The following is a 22579-nucleotide window of genomic DNA, read 5'->3' as shown; positions in this document are numbered from 1 at the left end:
TGCGGCGTTTTTCAGCACCCCTCTTCCGTGCTGATGAACAATCCGGCGGGGTCGGTCCGGTCGCGTCGCGTGACCCGCGCGGGGCCGCCGCATTGCTTGCTGGGAGCTGCGGCGGCTCATAGGTTGGGACGGCTGATCAACGGAATACGGGGGGCGTGGGGTGGGGCGTCGGGAGAAGCCGCTCGATCCGGCGGACGGGCCGGTGGCCCGGTTCGCGGTCGAGTTGCGCAAGATGCGGCAGGAGGCGGGAGCTCCGTCGTATCGCGTGATGGCACAGCAGGCGGAGTACTCGGTGACGGCGCTGTCCCAGGCCGCCGCCGGGGAGAAGCTGCCGTCGCTCGCGGTGGCGCTCGCGTACGCGCGGGCCTGCGGAGCCGACCCGCAGGAGTGGGAGCGGCGCTGGCGCGAGGTGGAGCGGGAGCAGGCCGAGGAGTCACTGGACGAGCGTGAGGGCGACGCCGAGCAGTCGCCGTACCGGGGGCTGACCCGCTACGAGCCCGGTGACGAGGGGCTGTTCTTCGGGCGGGAGCGGTTGACCGAGGACCTCCTGCGGCGTGTGCGCGAGTGCCGCTTCACCGTGGTCCTCGGCCCTTCCGGGGGTGGCAAGTCGTCCCTTCTGCGGGCGGGGCTCATACCCCGGCTGCGGCGCGTCGATGACGCGGCGGAGCGTCCCGCGGCCCTTCGCATCCTCACGCCGGGCGAGCATCCTTTGCGTACGCACACGGCGCTGCTGACGCCCGCCGCGGGGGACGGTGACACCTGGCTGATCGTGGATCAGTTCGAGGAGGTGTTCACGCTGTGCCGGGATCCGGAGGAGCGGGCGGCCTTCATCGACGGGCTCCTGGCCGCACGGAGTCCCGGCAGTCGGCTGCGGGTGGTGCTCGGTGTACGGGCCGACTTCTACGGTCGCTGCGCCGAACACCCCGCCCTGGCGGACGTGCTGTCCGACGCCAGCCTCCTCGTTACGGCCATGTCGGCCGCCGAGCTGCGGCACGCGGTCGTGAAGCCCGCCCAGGTCTCGGGGCTGATCGTGGAGCGCGAGCTGACCGCCCGCCTCGTGAAGGAGGCCGGGAGCGAGCCGGGGGCGTTGCCGCTGCTCTCCCACGCGCTGCGGGAGACCTGGCGGCGACGGCGCGGCCGGACCTTGACCTTGCAGGGGTACGAGGACACGGGCGGCGTGCACGGTGCCATCGCCCGCACCGCCGAGGACGTCCACGCACAACTCTCGGACAGCCGCAAGGAAATGGCGCGCCTCATCCTGCTGCGCCTCATCGCCCCGGGTGAAGGAGCACAGGACACCCGGCGTCCCATCCGGCGCGCGGAACTGGACTTCGGTGATCGCGACGAGGTCGACGCCGTGGTGGACCTGCTCGCCCGGGCCCGGCTCATCACCCTCGACGACGACACCGTCGACCTCGCCCACGAGGCACTGATCACCTCCTGGCCGCGCCTCGGAGCCTGGGTGGACGCGCACCGGGACCGGCTGCGCGCCCACCGCCATCTGACGGAGGCGGCGCACACCTGGGAGGAGTTGGCGCATGACCGGGGCGCGCTGTACCGGGGCGCCCGGCTGACCGCGGCGGCGGAGCACTTCACCGCCGACGGTGACGGGTGCGCGGATCTGACCGGGCTCGAGCTGTCCTTCCTCACGGCGAGCCGACGCGCCCGTACGCGAGCGCGGCGCCGCGGTCGTGCCCTGTCGGGCGCGCTGGCCGTGCTGGTGGTCCTCTCCGTGATCGCGGGTGTGATGGCGTGGCGGGAGAGCCGTACGAGTGAGCGTCGGCACGTCGAGGCGGAGGCCCGCCGCATCGCCGCGGCCGCCGCCACCATGCGTGATCACGACCCGGTCACCGCGATGCGGCTGAGTGTCGCCGCCTGGCGGCTCGCGGAGTCCACCGAGACCCGCTCGGCGCTGATCGGCGCCATGGCGCAGAACGAGGTGTCGTCCTTCTCCCGCCCCGGCGCCGCGTCGGACGTCGTGGCGACCGAGCTGACCGCCGACGGGCGGACGCTGGTGGCGGTGGGCGCGGGCCGCGTGCGGACGTGGGACATGCGGGAGCTGCGGCCGCGAGCACGCTCGTATCCGGGGCTCGGCAAGCTGGCCGCGGACGATGCTGAGCTGACGGTGAGCCCGGACGGCCGGACGCTGGCCGTGAGCACGATCGACTCCACGGTGATGTGGGACGTCCGTGCCGGACGCGTGGTCAGCCGCCTGCCCGCGAGCAATGGGCCGGGCGTCGTCTTCTCGCCCGACGGCAAGCGCGTGGCGCTGACGGTGTGGGACGTGGACGGCTCGGGCGCGTCGGACAGCGGGGATGACATGGGTGTGCCGTGGGGCGCGGGCGGGTCGGGCACCTCTCAGGGCGCGGGCGGAGCGGATGCTCCGGCAGGTGCGGGCAGGGCCGATCACCTGGAGAGCGCGGGAAGTTCAGATGTTCCAGAGGGCCCGGATGTCTCGTCCAGCAAGCTCTTCGACGTGCGCAGCGGCCGTGCCGTGCTGACCATGAAACAGCGGCATCCGGAGAAGACGGAGAGCTTCGCGCTCAGTGCGGACAACCGCCTGCTGGCCCGCTGCGGTGAGCAAGGTCCGCTGGAGATCTGGGACATCCCCCGGCGCGCTCGGCTCAGCCGATCCTGGCTGGCCGAGGACAAGAAGCGGTTCGACTGCGGCGGCGCCTCGTTCGTCTTCACCCCGGACAGCAGGCACCTGGCGCGCGTCACAAGCCGAGACATCCGCCGCTGGGATCTGCGCAGCGGCCGTGAGGCGCCGCGGGTGGAGGACCAAGGGCTGGAGGATGTCCGGTTCAGCGCGGACGACAAGTTCGTGATGGCGTCCACGGCCGACGGGGTCGAGATGTGGCGGCTGGACGCGCCGGGCGCGCCGGTGTTGCGCCAGGCCACCGTCGGCGACGCGTCCTGGGGGTTCGAGCTCGACCTGGACGCGGGAGCCGTGCGCTACTTCAACGAGACGAGGACGGTGCTGCACTCGCTGAGCGTCAAGTCGGCGGTCGAGGCGCCATGGCGCAAGGAGTACTTCTCCCAGGGGAAGTTGGCCGCGGACGGCCGCACCCAGGCCGTCGTCCGCCACACGAAGGGCGCCAAGGAACTGCGGCTGGTGGACACCCGCAGCGGGCGGACCGTCTTCGAACCGCCGGTCGAGCCTTGCCCGAAGGGCTCCGAGGACAGCCCCGTGTCGGCCGGTCCTGATGACGTGGCACCCGAAGAGCTGGATGCGGCCGAGATGACCGAGGCGCAGCAAGCCGACAATTGCTCCGATCTCATGGCGTTCAGCGCCGACGGACGGTACTTCGCCTACGGGCGGGCACGGCAACTGGGCGACCCCAAGGCGTCGAAGCGGGAGCGGGTCACTGTCTGGGACGTCCGGAAGGGCCGTGAGCGCGCCACGGTGGTCCTGCGAGCGGACGAGATGGGCGACAGCGGCCTGGACGGTCTCGTGCTCAGCGCCGACGGCTCCCTCCTGTTCCTGGCCCGTACCTCGCTCAGCGAGACCACCGAGGTGTGGGACCTGCGCTCAGGCTCCCGCCCCGAGAAGGTCAGGACCCTCAAGGACATCTCGGGGGCGCTCGCGATACGGCCGGACTCCGCCCGGGTCGCCTCCTGGCAGGCCATCGCCGACCCTCGCTCGGGCAAGACCCTGCGCACATCACTGAGCGGCACCCTGACCAGCGAGCTGGCGTTCAGCCCCGGCGGGCAGTACCTGGCCGCGGGCGACGCCTACGGCCGGGTGACCGTCTGGGACGGCACCGGGCACACGCGCCGCGCCGTGCTGACCGCCGCGGACTCCGACGCCGCGCCCACGACCGACGAGGACTGGGTCAGCGCGCTCGCCTTCTCCCACGACAACACCACGCTCGCCGTCGCCACCCACTCCGGCACCATCCAGCTGTGGGACGTCCCCTCCAGCCAGCCACTCGGCTCGCCCCTGCCCACGCCCGGCGACACGATCACCTCGCTGGCCTTCAGCGCCGACGGCCGGACGCTGTACGCGGGCGGCTCCCACGTGCCGCTGCAGAAGTACGCGCTCGCCCCCGCGCGTCTGGTCGACGCCGTGTGCGAACGGGCGGGTTCGGGGCTGTCGCGGCGGGACTGGCGGACGTATCTGCCGGATCTGCCGTACCGCGCCACCTGCTGAGTGGAGGGTCGCAACTGGCGGCGGCGCTCAGGAGGCGGGCGGCCCCGAACGGCTGCTGCCGCACGGGGCCGCCCGGGTACTTCAGCCGAGTCGGGCCTCACGGAAGTCGAGGTGTGCCTCAGCGGAAGTCGGGAGGTGTCTCAGCGGAATGCGGCGACGTTGCGGGCGACCCAGTCGCCGAAGGGGCGCGGGGCGCGGCCGAGGACTCGTTCCACGTCCGGGCTGAGCCGCAGTTCGGCCGGGTTCGGGGCGGAGATGATGTCCAGGGTGTCGTCGGCGAGTTCCGCCGGTACGAACCGGGTCATCGTGGCCTTGGCCTCGTCGCGGGTGAGTTCGTGGAACCGTACCGGTGAGCCGAGCGCCGCGGCGATCGCCTCCGCCTGCTGCCGTGGCGTGATCACCTCCGGCCCGTTCAGCTCGTACACCCCGCCGTTGTGCCGGTCGTCCAGGAGGCAGGCCGCCGCGACCTCGGCGATGTCCGCCGGGTCGATGACCGGCACCCCTACGTCGCCGAAGGGCGCGGCAACGATGCCTTGCATACGGACGGACTCCGCCCAGGCAAAGGCGTTGGAGGCGAAGCCGCCCGGTCGCAGGACGGACCAGTCCAGGCCTGACGCGCGCAGCGCGTCCTCCAGCGCGCGCATCGCGACCCGGGTCGGGCCGAGCGGCCTGGTCGCCACGCCCTGCGACGACAGCAGGACGATCCGGCGGACCCCGGCGGCCACGGCCAGGTCGACGATGTCGGCGGGCCGGGCGTCGGGGGCGTGCAGGTCGCCGGACAGCAGGAGGAACAGGGCCTTCGCCCCCTCCAACACGGGCGCGAGGCCCGCCGGTTCGGACAGGTCGGCCGCCACGTGCCGGACGCCGTCCGGTACCGCCGCCGCGTTCCGCGACACCGCCGTCACCTGCTCGCCCGCGTCGGCGAGGGCCTGCGTCAGAGGTCGGCCCACATTTCCGGTGGCCCCGGTCACCACGATCATTTTCTGCTCCTAGTCCGTTGTACTCTAAGGCAGTTGACGCTAGGAGCGGGGGCTTACTTTTCGTAAGAACATACCCAGAGGTAAGCTCCCGACATGGAGGAAGGCGCGCAGCTCACGCAGGCCGAGGCGGGCACGCGGTATGAGGTGTTTCACACCGACTGCCCCGCGCGTGACGTGGTCGACCACGTGACCAGCAGGTGGGGCATCTGGGTCCTCATCTCCCTGCGGGGCAACGACCTTCGGTTCTACGAGCTGCGCGACAGCATCCAGGGCATCAGCGAGAAGATGCTCGCTCAGACCCTGCGCGCGCTGGTGCGGGACGGCCTTGTCTGGCGTGAGGTCGAGCCGACGACGCCGCCCCAGGTCACCTATGGGCTGACCGAGTTCGGCCAGGACATCGGCGTGCCGCTGACGGACCTGTTCGACCGGATCACCCAGCGGATGGGGCCGCGCGACGCGGGATAGTCCGGCCCGGCGGGCGCAGTGCTCGCAGGACGCTGTCGTGGGTGTGAGGGGTGCCGGTGGGGGCCTGGGCGGCGCGGGGGCGGGTCTCGATGAGCTGGACGCTCCAGGTCGGGTCGAGGAGTCGGGCGATGTCGTCGGGCTGGTAGTAGGCGGTGGGGTCGAAGTCGTCGTCCGGGCGCGGGATCAGGTCCGCGAGGGCGTGGGTGGCGAAGAGCAGCGTGCCGCCGGGCGCGACGGCGTCCAGCAGGCCGCGCAGCGCCGCGTGGCGCCGCGTGGCCCGGTTGGCGCAGGATCGCGGGTGTATCCGAAGCCGCTCACCCGAGGCGGCATGACCGTTCTGCCGCTGACGCGCGCGTCCGGCGGACTCCAGGCGTTCAAGCACATCCTGCCCGCCGGTCTGACCGACGGCCGTGAACCCGACCCCCGTGGAGTTCCTCAGCATCCTCGGCCCGCAGGGCGAACGCGTCCACATCAAGGCCCGCTACTGCCCCGGCGGCGTCGATCGCCTCTGAACGACGCAGCGCATCTGCTCGGTCCGCAGCCGCATCTCCGTGGCCTTCGCCCGCATGTGAAGGGTTCGGTCCAGCGTCTGCCGAACCGTGCGGCGCAGCCGCTCGCAGTGCTCGAATGCCCGGACCGCCTCAATTCCCTCAACGTCATCGCTCATCATGACCCCGCAGATATTCAGAGAGCAGTCACAGTGCAGCCTGCCTCAGGCCGGGGCCGTGGGGCAGAGCGCATTCACGCCCACAACGCCCCCACCGCCGGACAGCACGCCTCCTGGATGCCAGCGCGCCGTCCTGGTCAATATGCCTGGTACGCAGGCGGAATGCATCGGCCTGCGGGCGTGTTCGAGCAGACATGACGAACGATCACCGCACCATCACCAACCCGGCCACCCTCCACGACCCGACCCCCTTCGGCTACAGCCACGCCGTCTCGGCACCCGGCGAACTCGTCTTCATCGCCGGTCAGTACGCCTCCGACAGCACCGGCGCGCCCGTCCCCGGCGACTTCGCCACCCAGGTGGAACTCGCCCTCGACCGCCTCCAGTCGGCGCTTGAAGGGGTCGGTCTGGGATACGAGAACGTGGTCCGGCTCGGCAGCTTCATCGTCGACCACGACATGGAGAAGCTGGAGGCACTCGGCAAGGTGCTGCACGCGCGCTTCGGCGACCGGCTCCCGGCCCAGACCCTCAGCGGCGTCGCCGCCCTCGCCCTGCCGGGCATGCTCTTCGAAATCGACGCGGTGGCGGTACGACCGTAGGGAACAGTCAGCGCGACCGGTACCCGCGCCCGCCGCCGCACCGACCACGGCGACCGCTTATTCGTTTGCCGCCGCTCCGTCCGGGCGGATAGGAAGCTCCCATGCTTAAGGGCGGCAAGGTCGGGCTGAGAGCCCGGCACGAGGACGACATCCCGATTCTTCACGCCGAGCTCTACGACGACGTGGTCAACCACTCGCGGGCCGACGGGCGGCCGTGGCGGCCGATCACGCCCGGGTCGAAGGACTCAAAGCTCGTGGTGGACGACAAGGACGAGCGGTGCGCCTCGTTCTCCGTGGTGGAGCTGGACAGCGGCACGCTGGTCGGCACCGCGGAGCTGTGGCAGATCGACCAGCACAACCGGTCCGCGCACATCGGCGTGGCGCTGCTGCCGTCCGCCCGCGGCAAGGGCTACGGCACCGACGTGGTCGCGGTGCTGTGCCACTACGGCTTCGTCGTACGCGGCCTGCGGCGGGTGCAGATCGAGACGCTGGCCGACAACACCGCGATGCTCCGCTCCGCCGAGCGCAACGGCTTCGTCCGTGAGGGCGTGCTGCGCTCGGCGGCCTGGGTGATGGGCGAGTTCCTCGACGAGGTGCTGCTCGGGCTGCTCGCCGAGGAGTGGAAGCCGGACTCGAAGGCGTAGAAGCCCGTCCGGCGGGCCGTTCGGCTTCCGCCGCCGGATCGCTGACCCCTGGGTCGGCGATCCGCCCGCGAGTCGCGCCGATACGGTTGCCCCATGCACGTACGAGAAGTGGATCCACGAGACACCACCTGGGAGCACGACGGCGCCACCTATCGGGCGTACTTCTGGGACGGGTCCCAGAAGGCGTCGGACGAGTACGAGGTGACGGGCGCCGATGTCGAGGAGGTCCTGGCCTGGGTCCGCGGCAAGGCCGATGAGACGGGCTCGGCCTACACGCTGTACGTGCTCGTCACCGACAGGGGCAGGCCCGGCCTCGTCCGCCTCAGCGGGGTGGCGGGCGACCCGTTCGCCTGAGACGCCCGCCCGCCTCAGGCCGTGGGCGCCACGACCAGGACCACCTTGCCCCGGGGATGGCCCCGCTCCAGATGACGGACGGCGACCTGGGCCTCGGCCAGGGGGTAGGTGCTGTCGACGACCGGGGTGATGGCGCCGCTCTCGATCAGGGACGTGAGGGTCACGAGGTCCGCTCGGCGTACGACTGCCAACAGGCCGCGGAGGTCCTGCCGCGCGAGACGCGTCTGGAGTGCCATCCGCAGCTGGGTGCCGGTGTCGCCGAACCAGCGGCTTCCGCCCTCGCCGCCGACGTGCACGAGGGTGCCGTGCGGGGCGAGGGCGCGGCGCAGCAGGGGCAGGGGACGGTTGCCGGCGGCGTCGAGGACGACGTCGTACCGGTGGGGCCTGTCGGTGATCTCCTGGCGGGCGTAGTCGAGGACGGTCGTGGCACCGAGGGAGCGTACGAACGTGGCCGCACGGCCCCCGCAGACGCCGACGACCTCCGCGCCGTGGGCTACGGCGAGCTGCACGGCGAAGCTGCCGACCCCACCCGAGGCGCCGATGACCAGGACCTTCTGGCCGGCCCGCAGGCCCGCCTTGGTGTGCAGCGCCTGCAAGGCGGTGACGGCGGAGACCGGGACGGCGGCAGCCTGCACGAAGCTGATGTTCGCGGGCTTGGGGGCGATCTTCTCAGCCTTGGCGAGCGCGTACTCGGCGAAGGAGCCGTCGAAGTGCCCGTACACCGCCTCGCCGGGCTGCAAGCCCGTCACCTTCGCGCCGACCGCCTCGACGCGTCCGGCGCCGTCCCAGCCCCGCACGGGGTTCCTGGGCCCGCGCAGTCCGAGGAACAGGCGGACCATCAGGGGCACCCCGGTCATCACGTGCAGGACGTCCGGGCCGACGCCTGCGGCGTGCACGCGCACCAGCACCTCGCCCTCGGCGGGGGAAGGCCGATCGACGTCCCGTACGTGGAGCGTGTCCGCGGAGCCGTAGACGTTCTGCACGATGGCCTTCACAGCGGCTTCTCCCGGTCGAAGTGAGCGGGTGGGCTGGCCCGTGGGGGCTCAGGCGGATCGTCGGTGGTGCACGGGGCGCGGGGCACACCCCGCCTTCGGCCCGCAGAGTGGCTTTCCGGGACCGCCGCCCCCCTTTCCACCCCTGTTCCGCCTTGAGTTCCATTGAAGCGGGAAGCGGATGCGGGTTCTAGTTGGTGGGCACACGAGGTGACTCCACGTGCCGAGTTCGTGGGTCCGGGCAGGCACCGCCCGCGTGTTCTCCCACCAGGCTTCCGGGTCCCGGGGGCATCCCCGGAACCCGGAAGCCCTCGCCGTCAGCTTCCGACGCGGGCCGAGGAGCGCGGGGCCGCCCCTGCGGCGGAGGGACAGAAGACGCTCTCCACGGCCTTGCTCACGTCAAGCTCCACGGTGCTGGGCTTGGCGCTCAGGGTGAACGACATCGCGAACTGGCGACGGCCGTCCTCCGAGTAGAAGGTCATGGCGATGGAGCCGGGGGCCGACCCGCCCGTGATGTAGAGGTCGTCGCCGCAACGGCCGCGGCCCTCGCCCCGGGCGCGCGCCGCACCGGGCAGCCGGTCGGTCAGGATTCGCCGGAGTTCCGGCGGCAGCAGTCTGCCCTGCGTGAACGCCCGGTTGAAGGCGCTCACGTCGTGCGCGGTGGAGACCACCCCTCCGGCCCCCGCACCGGCGAGGCCTGCGTTGAAACGGTCCACGTCGCGCGGCTTGCCGTCGGCGTCAGGGTAGTAGCCGTGGTTGTGCGATCCCTCGACGCCGTCCGGCGGCTTGACCATGAGGTAGGTCTTGGTCATCTTGAGCGGGCCGAACAGGCGCGTGCGCAGCTCGGTGGCCAGGTCGTGCCCGGTCAGCCTCTCGATGATCATGCCGAGGAGGGTGTAATTGGTGTTGGAGTAGGACCACTTCTCGCCCGGTTCCCCGGTCCGGGGCCGACCACGGCTCCACCCGACCAGGTCCAGCGGCCGGTAGGGGGTCGTGAAGTCGAACACGTCGAACGCGGGGTCTCCCTCGCTGCCGTCCGGGTTCGGCTTGTCGGCGTACCAGTCGGGAATGCCGGAGGTGTGCCGCAGCATCTGCCGGACCGTGATCTCGTCGGCCCGCGTCACCAGGTCCTTCTCCACCACCTCCGGCAGCAGGTCGCCGAGCTTGTCATCCACGCTCAACTCGCCCTCCTTGACGAGTTGCAGCACGACGGTGGCCACCATCTGCTTGGTCTGCGACCAGATCCGGAAGCGGGCGTCCGCGGGTATCCTCCCGCCCTCGCCGTTCAGCAATCGGGAGCCCGCGCTCCCCAGGCCGACGGACTTCCCGTCGACGTAGGCCCCGCCGACGACCCCCACGACCCCGGGGATCCTGGCGAGCTCCTCCATCGCCTTCTGCACCTTCCCGACCCTCGCGGGGGCCGCGGTGGCGGGCCCTCCCTGGGCCATCATCAGCAGGGCGAGACCGGCGGCGAGACCGGCACTCCTCAGCGACGGACGAACGTTCCCCAACGGCACGACGCGCTCCGTTCCGTGACACCTTCCGGAGCCGGGGCAGCACGCCCCGGCACGGACCGCTGTGGTCCGTGCCTCCATGGAAGGCGGGAGACCGTTGCTGTGGCGTATGCGGTTTTCGATACGCCCGCGATACATCCGGTCCCCTGCGTCCCTCGCCGTCCTCCCCGTTCGGGTCCCGTTCGGGTCCCGTTCGGGTCCCGTTCGGGCCCTAGGGGGGCAGTTCGCTCCGCTCCGGTGCTGAGAGCGGGTCAGTTCGCTCCGCCCTGGCCGGCGCTGCCCATCGGGCCGACCTTGACCGGCGTACCGCCGCCCTCGGTGACCGGCAGGGTCGCGGCGCCCGGCCACTCCATCGAGAACGACTTCGTCTCCCCAGGAGGCGTCACCACGATCGCCGACACACTCACGCCCGAACCGCCCGAGTCATTGACCGGGTAGGTGACACCGAACGACACCGACTCACCGTCCTTGAGCACCATCGGGCTCGACTGCCCCGTACGCGTCGCGGACAGGTCCCCCTCGCTCGTCTTCAAGTCGACGCCCGCGTACCCGGACAGCGCACAGTCCCGGCCCGCACCGTTCTTGAACGTCACCGCGACCGTGCCCTCGGTGTCACCGTCGACCGTGCTGTCCGACGCAGTGATGTCCAGCTCGTCGGTACGGCACTTGCCCACCTTGGCGCTCGTGTCCGAACCGCCTCCGGTGGCCGCACCCTGCCCGCCCGAGCCCTGCCCAGCGGAATCCTTCCCGGCGGAGTCCTTCCCCCCGGAGTCCTTGCCGCCGTCCTGGTCCGCACCGCCCGAGCCCGAACCCCCGGACGAGGACGACGCCGTGGACTCCGCCGACGGGGAGTCCCCTGCCGAGTCGTCCCCGTCGTTGCACGCCGCGAGCGAGAGAGTCGTGGCGACGGCCAGAGCGGCGAAGGTGAGCTTGCGAACACGCATCGTTTCTTCCTCAGCATCGATTGGGGGTGTCTACCGCCCGGCCCGAGTCGAACAAGTCGATACGAGCGAGCGTTTCTGCCCTCCATGAGCCGCTCGGCTCGGAGCCGCGTTCATCCCAACCGCCCGCTAATACACCCCTGTTACACGCACGGCGAGCAACGAGGCCCACCGGTCCAGGGAGTGCTCCGGCCGCGCCCACCCCTCCCGGCGCCGGTGCCGCACCCTCCCCCGCCGCCCTCCAGCAAGGGAAATGAGCCCCCGGGCGGTGCGCCGCACCGCCCGGGGGCGTACCGCCGATGAGCCCGGGAACACCAGTTCCCACCTCTGTTGCCCACCTGTTCGAACCCGCCCCCGTCTGGGACGAACCTGTAACCTTGTGGATCTTGACCGGGCCGAGGCCAACCCTCTTACTCCGCGGGGGACTTCACGGCCGTGGTCGGGTCACCGGACAGGCGCCAAGCTTCCCTAGACTGACGACCACCGTCGTGGAGACGCGATCACGACGCCGTGCAGATCGCCTGTGCGGTCACCTTTTGGGGCGTATCCGTCGTGTTCTCGGCGGTGATCTGCCATCCCGTGCCGTTGGCGAGTGGGCGTGAGGCGCCGATGAATGCCTGGCCGCTGGGGAAAGAGCCACCACCGCTGGCCACTTGACCGGGGTCGCAATTGGCCGTGGCCACTCCTTCAGCGCCGGGCTGGACGGTGACCTGGGTGCCGAGCCGGGGCTCATGAGGGACCGTCGAGCACAGCGCGACCGCGTTGAAGTTCTGCTCCGCGTCGGAGTTGTTGAACACCACGGCGTGGTAGTTGTTGGTCGAGGAGGAGAACCGCAGGCCGACGACGTCGCTGCCTGATGCCTCCCAACCCCCGCCGGTGGGCACCTGGCCGCCGGGGCAGTTCAGGAAGCTGCTGACGCTCTGCCCGCGGGCGGGCACCGTGAGAGGGCTGTCGGCCACGCGCGTGTGGGACTGAGCGGTGCAGACGACAAAGGCTGAACCTCTGCGCTCCGCACCCGATTTGTTGCTGAACCTGACTTCCCAGCCGTTGCCTCGGGGTGCGGAGCCGGTCAGGAAGAGCCCCTTCCCGGACCTGATCCCGCCGCCTCCGCTCGGTTCACGGCCTGCTGGGCACGACGCGATGGCCGTTGCGGCCGCGCCCGCAGGGATGACCAGCTCGCTGCCCTGAACCCCGCTGTGATCCGAGGGAGCCGCGGCCCTGGGCTCGGGGGTCTGCGCGCCGCTCGTCCGACCGACGGCATCCGTCATTCCTGTGGTGAGGGTCAAGGCAGCGACCGCCGCCAGCACAGGCATCCTGATCCACTTCAATTTCGTCTCTCCCAGTCCTGTTGCTACTGGAAGACAGATATGCCCGGTAAGCCCGAAAGCACCCAGAAAGTCACTCCCCTGAGCTAACGGGGGCCCAAAGACCCACTCGCGCGGGCGTCACCCATGTGGGCCTTCATGGCGGGCGCTCCGCGCTGTTCGCCCACTGCCGCCGTCCGGTCATTCCTCCAGGATGAGGTCGGCGATCCCGCGGGCCAGCTCGACCTCGGGGATCGCCCATGCCCCTTTTCTCGTGCTGTAGTTGGTGGACAGCACCACCAGGGCCCGCCCGTCGACGGAGCGGACGATCTCCGAGTAGGAGCCGCCGACCTGGCTCTGGCCGGTGTGCCAGGCGATGCGGTGTTCGCCGGTGCCGGGGTCCAGGGCCCAGCCGTATCCGTACGCGAGTCCGTCGTCGGAGTCCTCGGACGCGGTCGCGTGCGGGGTGAACAGCTTGCGGCGTGCGTCGGCGGAGAGGACCTCGCCGCCGTTCAGGGCGACGTGCCAGTGGAACAGGTCCGTCGCCGTGGAGAGCATGCCGCCGTTGCCCCGCAGGTTCCAGTGCGGTCCGTCGGGCGCCCAGGGCTGTTCGGTCGGTCGGCCCGCGGGCTTGCCCTTCTCGTCGTACTCGACGGCGATGTCCCGCCGCGGCCAGCCCGGCCGGACGTGACCGGTCCGGTCGAGGCCCGCAGGGCGGAAGAGGCGGTCGGCGAGGAACTGCTCGTACGGCTGCCCTGATCGTTCCTCGATGACCACGGCCAGCAGGCTGTATCCCAGGTTGGAGTAGTGGAAGGCGCGGCCCGGGCGGGAGCGCAGCTCGGTGTGGGTGAGGGCCTGGAGCAGCTCCGCGCGGGACAGAGGGGTGTAGTCGTCGCCGTAGCGGTCGGGCAGGAATTCCGGCAGGCCCGAGGTGTGGGACAGGAGTTGGTGCACCGTCAGCGGGCGGATGTCCGGGGGCAGTCCCGGCAGCAGGTCGCCGAGGCGGTCGCGGACGTGGACGCGGCCGTCCATCTCCAGCTTCAGGACGGCGGCCGCGGTGAACTGCTTGGTGTTGGAGGCGATGTCGTACACCGTGTCGCGTCCGCACCGGATGCCGCGTGCGCGGTCCGCGAGCCCGAAGCTCTCGCTGTACACGATGCCGGACTCGCTCGCGGCGAGGACGGTGGCTCCCGGGCCCTTCGGCAGCTCGGCCGTGACCAAGTCGTGGATCCGGTCGTGGAGTTCACCGTCCGAGCGGCGGTCCCGCTTCTCCGGGCCGCACGCCGCCGCGCCCGCCAGGGCGGGCACGAGGAGCGCCGCCCCGCGCACCACCGCACGGCGTCCGACCGGAACCCGCTTGAACGCCGCGCTCGTTGACACGCTCGGCCCTGACATCGACCCCTCCCCCGTCCGGCACTCACGCCCGCCCGGCACCTGCCGTCGACGCGAGCACCACCGCCCGTTGGCGCCCAGCATGGCGGAGGGGACGTGAAGGCCGAGTGAGGTGAGCGGGCCGGGCGAGAATGCGTTGCGGCGGGGGCCGTCCTACGTCGCGGTGTCCGGTGCCGCGGCCGGGATCCGGCGGTGGACGTCAGCGAGCAGGTTCCGCATCGAGAGGCGGAAGATCTCCGCCTGGTGCTCGCCCAGGAACTCCGTGTGTCCGAACACCTCCAGGACGACGAGTCCGGTCATGTGGCCCCAGCCGCTCAGGAGGAGGGAGGTCGCCGGGGGCGGCAGGTCGCCCATGCCGTCCGGAGGCAGGTGCCCCAGGAATGCCTGGAGTGAGGGCGAGAGCTCCGGCGTGTCGGCTGCGGCGAGTTGCTCCCAGGTGAAGCCGTCGAAGATCGCGGCCTGGAAGATCGCGCCCATGCGGCGCACCGCCTGGGTGGTGGGGCCCTCGGCGGGCGCGGCGTAGTCGCGCAGGGGTGCCCCGTAGAGGAGTTGGAACCTCTCAGGGTGGGCGATGGCCCAGCGGCGGTAGCCCTCGGCCGCCACGACGAGGCGCGGCAGGTCCGGGTCGTCCCCGGCGGTGTCGACGGCTGCCTGGACGGCCTCGGCCACGTCGTCGTACGCCTTGGCGATGAGCTCCGTGACGAGGGCGTCCCGGTTCGGGAAGTAGTGGTAGAGCGCCTGCACGGTCATGCCGAGGCCGCGGGCTATCGCACGCAGGGACATGGCGTGGGGGCCGTGCTCGGCGATGTGGCGCTCGGCGGCTTCGAGGATCTCCTGGGTGGCGGCGGCTCGACGTCGCTGGCGCAGCGTGGGCGGGGCCGCCGCGGGGGTGTCTGCGGACATGGGGTGACCGTACGGCGGCGGGTCCGCACGGGGCAGCACACGCGTGCGAAGTGTGAGGAAAATCTAACACTGCCAAATTTTCCTGGTCGTCGCTAACGTCGTTTGCGGCGCGAGGGGTTCGACATCAGGCCATTCGCCGCCACCGACGGGCAGCCCGCGCGAGGCGTCCCGCCCCACTTCCCTCTTCACTCTGGCCCCTTTCGGGCTCTTTGGTTGGCTTTTGTCGACTCTCGTCGGCGTTACCGCACCTATGCGAAGGAGAACTCCCGTGTTCGACCGCCTAGCCGAACTGGCGATTCGCCGCTCAAGGCTGATCCTCGTCGTCGCCGTCGTGGCTGTGGCCCTCATGGGTGCCGTCGGCAGCGGCGCGTTCACCAAACTCAAGGGCGGCGGCTTCGACGACCCCGCCTCCGAGTCCACCCGGGCCGAGAAGGTCATCGAGGAGAAGTTCGGCGGCGAGACGAACCTGATCCTGCTGGTCCGTGCCGACCGGGGCCGTGTCGACGCCCCGGCCGCACAGGGCGACGGCCGGGCGCTGGTGGCCGACCTCAAGAAGGAGAAGCACCTGGAGAACGTGGTCTCGTACTGGGACACCAAGAGCCCCACGCTCCGGTCCGAGGACGGCCGCGAGGCCATGGTGCTCGCCCATGTGAAGGGCGACGCCTCGGAGTTCGAGAAGAACTCCAAGAGTGTCATCGACGACTACACCGGTCCCCGCGAGGGCGGGCTCAGCGTTCGCGCCGGGGGCGGGGCCGCGGTCAGCAGCGACATGTCGACCCAGGTGGTCGACGATCTCCTTCTCGCCGAGGCCATCGCCATCCCGCTGACCCTCGTGCTGCTCCTGTTCGTCTTCGGCAGTGTGGTCGCCGCCCTGCTGCCGCTGGCCATCGCCGTCTTCGCCATCGCGGGCTCGTTCGCCCAGCTCAGCATCCTCGGGGGCATCACCGACGTCTCCAACACCGCGACGAACCTCACCACGGCCCTGGGTCTCGGCCTCGCCATCGACTACGCCCTGTTGATGATCAGTCGCTTCCGTGAGCAGCTCGCCGCGGGCGTGAGCGTGGACGACGCCGTCCGCAAGACGGTGCACACCGCGGGCCGCACCGTCGCGTTCTCCGCGGCGACCGTGGCGGCCGCCCTCGCGGCGCTCCTGGTGTTCCCGCAGTACTTCCTGCGCTCGTTCGGCTACGCCGGGGTCGGCGTCGTCGCCATCGCGGCCCTCGGCACCTTGTTCGTGATGCCCGCGCTGCTCGCGGTCCTGGGGCACCGGGTCAACAGCGGGAAGCTGCCGTGGCCGAAGGCGGGACGCTCCGACGGCCGGGCCCCGCTGTGGGGGCGCCTCGCCCGGACCGTCATGCGCCGGCCCGCGCTCACCGCGCTGCCCGTCCTCGCGGTCCTGCTGGTGGCGGCGAGCCCGCTGCTCGGCATCACCTTCGGCACGCCGGACGAGCGGGTGCTGCCCGAGGACGCGCAGAGCCGCCAGGTCTCCGCGACACTGCGGGAGAACTTCGACGGCAACGACGACGCGGCCCTGCACATCGTCATCGACCGGCCCGTGGCCAAGGCCCCGCTGGCCTCGTACGCGACCAAGCTGTCCGCTCTCGACGGTGTCGCCCGCGTCGAGACCGGCACGGGAACGTACGCCGACGGTCAGGCGAAGGCGGACGGCCCCGCCCAGGCCTCCCTCAGCCGCGCCGACGCGCAGCGGATCACCGTGGTCAGCGACCTGGAACCGAAGTCGGACGCCGCCCAGAGCCTCGTCAAGGACGTCCGGACGCTCACCCCGCCCGCCGGTTCCGACCCTCTGGTGGGCGGCGTCGACGCCGAACTCGTCGACTCCAAGGACTCCATCGGCGGTCTGCTCCCGGTCGCCATCGGCCTGGTCGTGCTCACCACCTTCGTGCTCCTGTTCCTGTTCACCGGCAGCGTCGTGCAGCCGCTGCGGGCCCTTGTCCTCAACACGCTCAGCCTGGGAGCGACCCTCGGCGTGATGACCTGGATCTTCCAGGACGGCAACCTCTCCGGTCTGCTCGGCTTCACCGCGCAGCCCATGGAGCTGGCGATGACCGTGCTGATGTTCTGCATCGCCTTCGGCCTCTCGATGGACTACGAGGTGTTCGTCACCAGCCGGATCAAGGAACTCCACGACCAGGGCGCGGACAACGAGACCGCCGTGACCGACGGACTCGGGCACACGGGCCGCATCGTCAGCGCGGCGGCCTGCCTGCTCGCGGTGAGCTTCCTCGCCTTCGGGACGGCCAAGCTGAGCTTCATGCAGATGTTCGGCCTGGGCAGCGGCCTCGCCATCCTCATCGACGCGGTCGCCGTACGCGGTGTGCTCGTCCCCGCCGCGATGCGGCTGCTCGGCCGCTCGGTCTGGTACGCGCCCGGCTTCCTGCGGACCTTCCACAGCCGGTACGGCCTGAGCGAAGCGGGACCCGAGTCGGCTCCCGTGCCCGCGCCGACGGCCGGGGCCGAGGCCGCTTCCGAGGCCGGGGCCGAGGCCGCGAACAAGACGCCTTACGTGCGGAACTAGACGCGGCCCGCGCCTCACGCGTCCCACCCTCGCGTTCCAGGCACCTTGCGTTCCTGCAGGTCAAAGCCGTTCTTTTCATTCCAGTGTCCCGAACTGCCCCATTTTTCTGGCGGTGGGGACGGATCACCCGACAAGCTCGTTCCGTGCTCGTCCAAGAGCCCACCACGCCCCACCGGGACCGTTCCCGCGACCGGCGCCGTGGGGGCTCGACGGGCGAGTACGGCTCAGCAGTGACGACATTGGAGTTCGTAGATGCAACGCATGCGCTCACGTTTGATCGCCGCGCCGGTCGCGGCCGTCGCCCTGACCCTGACCGTCGGCGCGTTCCAGGCCGGTGCGACCGGGTCGTCGGCGTCGGGCGGTGCGGGGCAGTCCGGCAAGACGGCCGCGGCCGCCGCGTGCCTGGCGGGTGCCACGACGCTGGTCGGCGATCTCGACGGCGACGGCCGCCCGGACAAGATCGTCAACCCTGGGCACACCGGCACCAGGATGACGGTCCAGTGGGGCACCGCGAGCGGTTCGTTCGGCGCGAAGAAGTCGGTCAGGAAGCTGCTCGGCGCGAAGCCGGGCGAGATCGCTTCCGCCGTGGTCGCCGACTTCCGAAACGACGGCAAGCTGGACATCGTCGTCAACGTCGTCAAGCCGGCCGGCGGGGACGACCCCAACACGGCGCGCGTCTCCCAGTACCGTCCCGGACCGCTCAAGCGCACGAACCTGGGCTCCGCGCAGGCCCGCCACTCCGACATCGGCGACCACGGCGAGGCCAGGCAGCTGCGCGTCGCCGACTACAACGACGACGCGTACCCGGACATCGCGGTCCTCAACAACTCCGGTGACGGGTCCCTCGACCGGCAGGTGCGGCTGTCCAAGCGGAGCAGCGGCCCGGGCAAGTACGTCTACGAGCAGCAGGTGAAGTACGGCCAGGTCGGTACCCCGGCCGAGCCGCCGTCCATGCCCAAGAAGGGCTGGAAGCACTTCTACAAGCCCTGCTCCTGACCCCCTGAACACCGGGCGCCGCCGATCCCCCGTGTCGGCGGCGCCCGGCGCACCACCGAAGTCTCAGCCGCAGAAGTGAGGAAGTCCCTTGTCCACTTCGCTCCCGTCCCCCGTGTCCTCTGTATCCCCTGTGCCCTCTGCGCCCGCTGCGCCCTCTGCGTCCCCCGTGACCTCCGTGCCATCCGTATCCTCCATGGCCTCTGTGCCCTCCATCTCCTCCGCGCCTTCCGCGCCCAAGGCGCCCCGGGTCCGCGTCAGCGTCACCGCCCCCGACCCGATCAGCCGCGAGGGAGTCCTCAGCCAGCTGCGGCGCCATCCCGAGGTCGAGCTGTGCGAGGACTCCGGTCCCGCCACCGTCGCGTTACTCGTCGAGGACGTCCTCGACGAGGCCGCGCTCGCCCGGCTGCGGCGGACCGTGCGCAGCGAGGGCACACGTGCCGTGCTCGTGGTGGGCACGGTCCGCGAGAACGAGCTCCTCGACGTCATCGAGTGCGGTGTGGGTGCCATCGTCTGGCGCCGTGAGGCCACCACGCACCGCCTGGTGCAGGCCGTGCTGACCACCGCCAAAGGCGGCGGCGACCTGCCGCCCGACCTCCTTGGCCGACTCATCGGCCAGGTGGGGCGACTGCACCGGGGCGGCACCGACCAGCCGGGCTCCACGCTGGGCCTCACGCCTCGGGAGGTGGACGTCCTGCGCCTGGTGGCCGAGGGCCTCGACACCTCCGAGATCGCGACGAAGCTGTCGTACTCCGAACGCACCGTCAAGAACGTCATGCACGGCCTCACCACCCGGCTCCACCTGCGCAACCGGTCCCACGCCGTGGCGTACGCGCTCCGCGAGGGCTACATCTGACGGTCGGCGCGAACCCGGGACACGACGGCCTCCACCACCACGGTGGGGCCGTCGTCGGCTAGGTCCCTCACGCAGCGGGTGTCAGGGCCGGGCGGGGCGCGGGCACGGTGAGTTCGGGGGCGCCGGCCGGCACCGGCACGGCGGCGAAGAGCGCGTTCTGCTGTGCCTGGAGCTCCTTCTTGCGCTCGGGGCTCGTCGTCGGCAGCCGCTGCTCCTCGTACAGCTTGTGCGTCTCCTCCTGCGCGTACTTGCTCGCCGGAGTGTGGAACTGCACCTCGAACCGCTGCCGCGAATCAGGCGCGCGCCATCCTGAGTTGAGGCCCTTGTAGCCCTGGGCGCGGCCCCAGGTGTTGCTCCACTTGGTGGTGTCGTTGCCCCAGGCGGACAGCACTTCGGAGGCGATGGAGACGCCCGTGACGTAGTCGCCGTCGGGCCATTGGAGGGTGTAGCGCACCGCGTCGTTGAGGCGGTCGAGTGCCTGGTCGACGGTGTTCTCGGGGTGCTCCTTGAGGTCGGTGGCGACCTTCCGCTTGAGCGAGTCGGGCGACTTCAGACGGTGGTCGAACCCGACGAGGTCCGCCCCGCTCAGGTTCGCGGCGGCCCGCACGTCCCTGCTGATCGACGGCTCGGCCTCGCGGGCGCGCGCGACGTAGGCGTCGACCTTGCGGTTCTCCTCGGCGCTCAGGCGCAGCCCGTCGCCCTCCCAGCCGTCGTCCTCGGCGTCCTGGAGCGGGACCGCACCGGCGCGCGGCACGAAGGCGGTCGTGGTGGTGTGCTTGCCGGTCTTGTGGGCGCTGTCGGCGTGGGCGGTGAGACCGGTGGCCGTCGTCGTGAGGGCGAGGGCGGCGGTCAGTACGGCGGCGCTGCGGCCGAGGTGGTGCCGTGTGGTCATGTGCTGGTGGTGTCCCTTCTGGGCCCGTGGCACCGCCCGCTGCCAGCAAGGAGGCGGGCGGTGATCGTCGCCAGGGACAACGGGGCGGACGCCGGGGAAGTAGCGGGCAGTTGCCCTCGTCCCTCCGCCATCGCCCCGACCGGCCCGCTCGACTGCCTCCTGTTCCCCTCGGAAACTTCACCTCCCCAGCGAACCACGCGGGGCCCTGCCGCCTCATACGGGTTGAACCGTCCGAAGTGCTCGGGAAGGAACGTCCGTTGAGCGGTCAGCTGTCCCGCCGGAAGTTCGTCGTCTACTCGCTCGCGGCGTCCACGCTGACGGTGGCCGCGTCCCTCGACCGCGACGGGGCGTGGGCCGACGCCGGCGAACCCGACGTGTCGGCGAGCCGTCGCCCGTCCGATGTGCTGGCGCGGGGCAACGACGAGGAGATGCTGGTCCTTGAGGTCACCGCCGCCAACAAGGTCGTCGTGCGGCTGCCTCGTGTCGAGGTCGGCCAGGGCGTCACGACCGCGGTCGCCATGCTCATCGCCGAGGACCTGGACGCCCGGCTCGTCGACGTCCACATCCCGCTCGCCGACGCACGCGCCAAGGGCAACCAGTACACCGGGGGTTCGAGCTCGGTCAGTTCGCTCTACGGTCCCGCCCGTGAGCTGGCCGCCTTGGCACGGGCCAAGCTGGTCACCGCGGCCGCACGGCGCTGGCACCTGCCCGCACGCACCCTGCGGACCAAGGACACGCGGGTGTTCGCCCCGGACGGGCGGTCCGCCACCTTCGGTTCGCTGACGGCGAGCGCCGCCGGGATCCGCCGGCCGAAGGTCTCGACCAGGCCCAAGCCGCCGTCGAGACACCGGGTGATCGGGCGGCCGACGACCCGGATCGACGCGCGGGACATCGTCACGGGCAAGGCGAAGTACACCGGCGATCTGGCTGTGGCCGGGGCGAAGCCGACCGTGGTGGCGCGGCCGCCGACCCTCGGCGGGAAGGTCGTGTCGGTCGACGACCGGGCGGCGCGAGCGATGCCCGGCGTCCACGCGGTGGTCAGGATCGCCGGTGGGGTCGCCGTGGTGGCGGAGTCCTTCCACCATGCCTTCAAGGCCAAGGAGGCCTTGCGGATCAAGTGGTCTCCCGGCCCGCTGGCGGCCTTGTCGGACGCCGCGATCCGCGCGCGGCTGCGGGCGGCCGTGCCGCGCCTCGGCACTCCTCCGCGCGGGTCGGCGCAGACGCAGGGCGAGTTCGAGTTCGCCTTCGTCAGCCATGCGCCGATGGAGGTCCTGACCGCTGTCGCGGACGTACGCGCCCATCGTGCCGAGATCTGGTTCTCCTCCCAGGCGCCGATGGACGCGCGAGACGGCATCGCCTCGGCGGTCGGGCTGCCCAAGTCGAAGGTCGAGGTCCATGTCCTGCGCGGCGGCGGTTCGTTCGGCCGCCGCCTGAACCACGACGCCGCCGTCGAGGCGGCCCTGATCTCAAAGGCGGCGCGGCGGCCGGTGAAGCTGATGTGGAGCCGTGGCGACGACATCCGGCACGGCCGCATGCGCCCGGCCAGCCACCACCGGATCCGGGCCAGCCACGCACGGGGCAAGGTGGTGGCCTTCGTCCACTCGACGGCTTCGGTGAGCGAGGCAGGCGAGCGTACGGGGGCCTCCGCCCAGGCTGGTGTCCGCACGGACGGCGCGCTTGCCGCGGGCCCGCTCCCCCGCGACCCCGGCCTCTACGACTTCGGTCGGGTGTCCGGGAACTCGGGCTCGGTGGAGCTGGCGGTTCCGCTGGGCGCGTGGCGGTCCGTCGACTCCGGGACGATGCGGACCGCGGAGGAGATCGTCGTCGACGAGGTGGCCAGGGCCTTGGGCAAGGACCCGGTCGCGTTCCGGCGTACGTCCCTCAGGAGCAAGACCGTCAAGGCCGTGCTCGACAAGGTCGCCACCGCCGGTCAGTGGGGCCGTGCCATGCCTGAGGGGGAGGCGCAGGGGGTCGCCGTGCACGAGGAGTACGGCTCGTGTGTGGCCTGCCTCGTCGAGATCGACACCACCGACCCGAAGAGCCCGCGGGTGACCCGGGTGGTGATGGCCGCCGACGTCGGCACAGCCGTCAATCCACGCGGGCTCCAGGCCCAGCTCATGGGCACCGCGATCGACGGCATCTCCACCGTCCTGCAGGCCGGACTGCACATCGACCGGGGCGCCGTCCGCGAGAGCAGCTACGCCGACTTCCACTACGCCCGGCAGCGGCACGCCCCGCTGCACTTCGAGGCACACATCATGCCGTCCCGAAGACAGCCGGGCGGGGCGGGCGAGCTGGGCGTTCCGGCCGCGGCGGGAGCCGTCGCCAACGCCTACGCACGCGCGACCGGCTCCAAGCCCCGTCGCTTCCCCCTCAACTTCTGAGAAGGTGCCG

At 71.3% G+C, this 22579-nt stretch carries 18 protein-coding genes; 9 read left to right on the top strand and 9 right to left on the bottom strand.

Annotated features, from left to right (window positions below; genetic code table 11):
• Nucleotides 1–160: 160 nt before the first annotated feature.
• Nucleotides 161–4153 carry a DNA-binding protein gene (locus ACFVHO_RS29040; protein ID WP_385720806.1) on the top strand — a complete coding sequence of 1331 codons (3993 nt, stop codon included), beginning with the start codon at nt 161–163 and terminating at the stop codon, nt 4151–4153.
• Between the two features lie 140 nt (nt 4154–4293).
• Here ACFVHO_RS29040 and ACFVHO_RS29035 read toward each other — a convergent pair whose 3' ends face one another.
• Nucleotides 4294–5133: an NAD(P)H-binding protein gene (locus tag ACFVHO_RS29035; RefSeq protein ID WP_385720804.1), complete on the bottom strand. Its 840-nt coding sequence runs from the start codon at nt 5131–5133 to the stop codon at nt 4294–4296.
• A 93-nt stretch (nt 5134–5226) separates the two neighbouring features.
• Between ACFVHO_RS29035 and ACFVHO_RS29030 the strand changes: the two genes are divergently transcribed.
• On the top strand, nt 5227–5598 hold the full coding sequence (locus ACFVHO_RS29030) for a winged helix-turn-helix transcriptional regulator (protein WP_385720801.1): 372 nt from the start codon (nt 5227–5229) through the stop codon (nt 5596–5598).
• Here the strand turns inward: ACFVHO_RS29030 and ACFVHO_RS29025 are convergent.
• Complete coding sequence (locus tag ACFVHO_RS29025; RefSeq protein WP_385720799.1) at nt 5564–5980, bottom strand: hypothetical protein; 417 nt, start codon at nt 5978–5980, stop codon at nt 5564–5566. The genes ACFVHO_RS29030 and ACFVHO_RS29025 overlap by 35 nt on opposite strands.
• A 479-nt stretch (nt 5981–6459) precedes the next feature.
• On the opposite strand from ACFVHO_RS29025, the gene ACFVHO_RS29020 reads away from it, so the two are divergent.
• From ACFVHO_RS29020 to ACFVHO_RS29010, 3 genes are all read left to right on the top strand, one after another.
• Nucleotides 6460–6864 carry a RidA family protein gene (locus ACFVHO_RS29020; protein ID WP_385720796.1) on the top strand — a complete coding sequence of 135 codons (405 nt, stop codon included), beginning with the start codon at nt 6460–6462 and terminating at the stop codon, nt 6862–6864.
• A 101-nt stretch (nt 6865–6965) separates the two neighbouring features.
• Nucleotides 6966–7508 (top strand): GNAT family N-acetyltransferase, encoded by a 543-nt coding sequence (locus ACFVHO_RS29015; protein WP_385720793.1) that lies wholly within the window; start codon nt 6966–6968, stop codon nt 7506–7508.
• 93 nt (nt 7509–7601) lie between these two features.
• The gene (locus tag ACFVHO_RS29010; RefSeq protein WP_385720791.1) at nt 7602–7862 is read left to right on the top strand and encodes a hypothetical protein; all 261 of its coding nucleotides are present in this window, start codon (nt 7602–7604) and stop codon (nt 7860–7862) included.
• Nucleotides 7863–7876: 14 nt separating this feature from the next.
• On the opposite strand, the gene ACFVHO_RS29005 is transcribed toward ACFVHO_RS29010, so the two are convergent.
• The 6 genes from ACFVHO_RS29005 to ACFVHO_RS28980 form a co-directional block, all read right to left on the bottom strand.
• Nucleotides 7877–8857, bottom strand: coding sequence for an NAD(P)-dependent alcohol dehydrogenase (locus ACFVHO_RS29005; protein WP_385720789.1), 981 nt, complete (start codon nt 8855–8857; stop codon nt 7877–7879).
• Nucleotides 8858–9171: 314 nt separating this feature from the next.
• Entirely contained in the window at nt 9172–10365 is a 1194-nt protein-coding gene (locus tag ACFVHO_RS29000; protein ID WP_385720786.1) for a serine hydrolase domain-containing protein, read from the bottom strand.
• Between the two features lie 254 nt (nt 10366–10619).
• On the bottom strand, nt 10620–11312 hold the full coding sequence (locus ACFVHO_RS28995) for a DUF4232 domain-containing protein (protein ID WP_385720783.1): 693 nt from the start codon (nt 11310–11312) through the stop codon (nt 10620–10622).
• A gap of 497 nt (nt 11313–11809) precedes the next feature.
• Nucleotides 11810–12268: a hypothetical protein gene (locus tag ACFVHO_RS28990; protein WP_385720780.1), complete on the bottom strand. Its 459-nt coding sequence runs from the start codon at nt 12266–12268 to the stop codon at nt 11810–11812.
• Between the two features lie 546 nt (nt 12269–12814).
• On the bottom strand, nt 12815–14008 hold the full coding sequence (locus ACFVHO_RS28985; protein ID WP_385720777.1) for a serine hydrolase domain-containing protein: 1194 nt from the start codon (nt 14006–14008) through the stop codon (nt 12815–12817).
• A gap of 150 nt (nt 14009–14158) precedes the next feature.
• Complete coding sequence (locus ACFVHO_RS28980; RefSeq protein ID WP_385720774.1) at nt 14159–14908, bottom strand: TetR/AcrR family transcriptional regulator; 750 nt, start codon at nt 14906–14908, stop codon at nt 14159–14161.
• 268 nt (nt 14909–15176) lie between these two features.
• Between ACFVHO_RS28980 and ACFVHO_RS28975 the strand changes: the two genes are divergently transcribed.
• From ACFVHO_RS28975 to ACFVHO_RS28965, 3 genes are all read left to right on the top strand, one after another.
• Entirely contained in the window at nt 15177–17444 is a 2268-nt protein-coding gene (locus ACFVHO_RS28975) for an MMPL family transporter (protein WP_385720771.1), read from the top strand.
• A gap of 261 nt (nt 17445–17705) precedes the next feature.
• Nucleotides 17706–18440, top strand: a complete 735-nt coding sequence (locus ACFVHO_RS28970; RefSeq protein ID WP_385720768.1) for an FG-GAP repeat domain-containing protein — start codon at nt 17706–17708, stop codon at nt 18438–18440.
• A 193-nt stretch (nt 18441–18633) separates the two neighbouring features.
• Entirely contained in the window at nt 18634–19293 is a 660-nt protein-coding gene (locus tag ACFVHO_RS28965; protein ID WP_385720766.1) for a response regulator transcription factor, read from the top strand.
• Between the two features lie 67 nt (nt 19294–19360).
• Here the strand turns inward: ACFVHO_RS28965 and ACFVHO_RS28960 are convergent, their stop codons facing one another.
• Nucleotides 19361–20185 (bottom strand): ATP nucleotide 3'-pyrophosphokinase, encoded by an 825-nt coding sequence (locus tag ACFVHO_RS28960; protein ID WP_385720763.1) that lies wholly within the window; start codon nt 20183–20185, stop codon nt 19361–19363.
• Between the two features lie 257 nt (nt 20186–20442).
• On the opposite strand from ACFVHO_RS28960, the gene ACFVHO_RS28955 reads away from it, so the two are divergent.
• Nucleotides 20443–22569, top strand: coding sequence for a xanthine dehydrogenase family protein molybdopterin-binding subunit (locus tag ACFVHO_RS28955; RefSeq protein ID WP_385720761.1), 2127 nt, complete (start codon nt 20443–20445; stop codon nt 22567–22569).
• Nucleotides 22570–22579 lie beyond the last annotated feature (10 nt).

Origin of the sequence: Streptomyces sp. NPDC127108, assembly GCF_042677545.1 — a bacterium.
In the GTDB taxonomy this organism is placed as follows: Bacteria; Actinomycetota; Actinomycetes; order Streptomycetales; family Streptomycetaceae; genus Streptomyces.
This window is presented reverse-complemented; position numbering and strand designations above follow the sequence as displayed.

What these genes read in the sequence shown, in the direction of transcription:
- ACFVHO_RS28965 (WP_385720766.1), top strand. Translation starts at nt 18,634, where the DNA reads ATGGCCTCTGTGCCCTCCATCTCCTCCGCGCCTTCCGCGCCCAAGGCG.
- ACFVHO_RS28970 (WP_385720768.1), top strand. Translation starts at nt 17,706, where the DNA reads ATGCGCTCACGTTTGATCGCCGCGCCGGTCGCGGCCGTCGCCCTGACC.
- ACFVHO_RS29035 (WP_385720804.1), bottom strand. Translation starts at nt 5,133, where the DNA reads ATGATCGTGGTGACCGGGGCCACCGGAAATGTGGGCCGACCTCTGACG.
- ACFVHO_RS28960 (WP_385720763.1), bottom strand. Translation starts at nt 20,185, where the DNA reads ATGACCACACGGCACCACCTCGGCCGCAGCGCCGCCGTACTGACCGCC.
- ACFVHO_RS28985 (WP_385720777.1), bottom strand. Translation starts at nt 14,008, where the DNA reads ATGTCAGGGCCGAGCGTGTCAACGAGCGCGGCGTTCAAGCGGGTTCCG.
- ACFVHO_RS29015 (WP_385720793.1), top strand. Translation starts at nt 6,966, where the DNA reads ATGCTTAAGGGCGGCAAGGTCGGGCTGAGAGCCCGGCACGAGGACGAC.
- ACFVHO_RS29030 (WP_385720801.1), top strand. Translation starts at nt 5,227, where the DNA reads ATGGAGGAAGGCGCGCAGCTCACGCAGGCCGAGGCGGGCACGCGGTAT.
- ACFVHO_RS28980 (WP_385720774.1), bottom strand. Translation starts at nt 14,908, where the DNA reads ATGTCCGCAGACACCCCCGCGGCGGCCCCGCCCACGCTGCGCCAGCGA.
- ACFVHO_RS28995 (WP_385720783.1), bottom strand. Translation starts at nt 11,312, where the DNA reads ATGCGTGTTCGCAAGCTCACCTTCGCCGCTCTGGCCGTCGCCACGACT.
- ACFVHO_RS29020 (WP_385720796.1), top strand. Translation starts at nt 6,460, where the DNA reads ATGACGAACGATCACCGCACCATCACCAACCCGGCCACCCTCCACGAC.
- ACFVHO_RS29010 (WP_385720791.1), top strand. Translation starts at nt 7,602, where the DNA reads ATGCACGTACGAGAAGTGGATCCACGAGACACCACCTGGGAGCACGAC.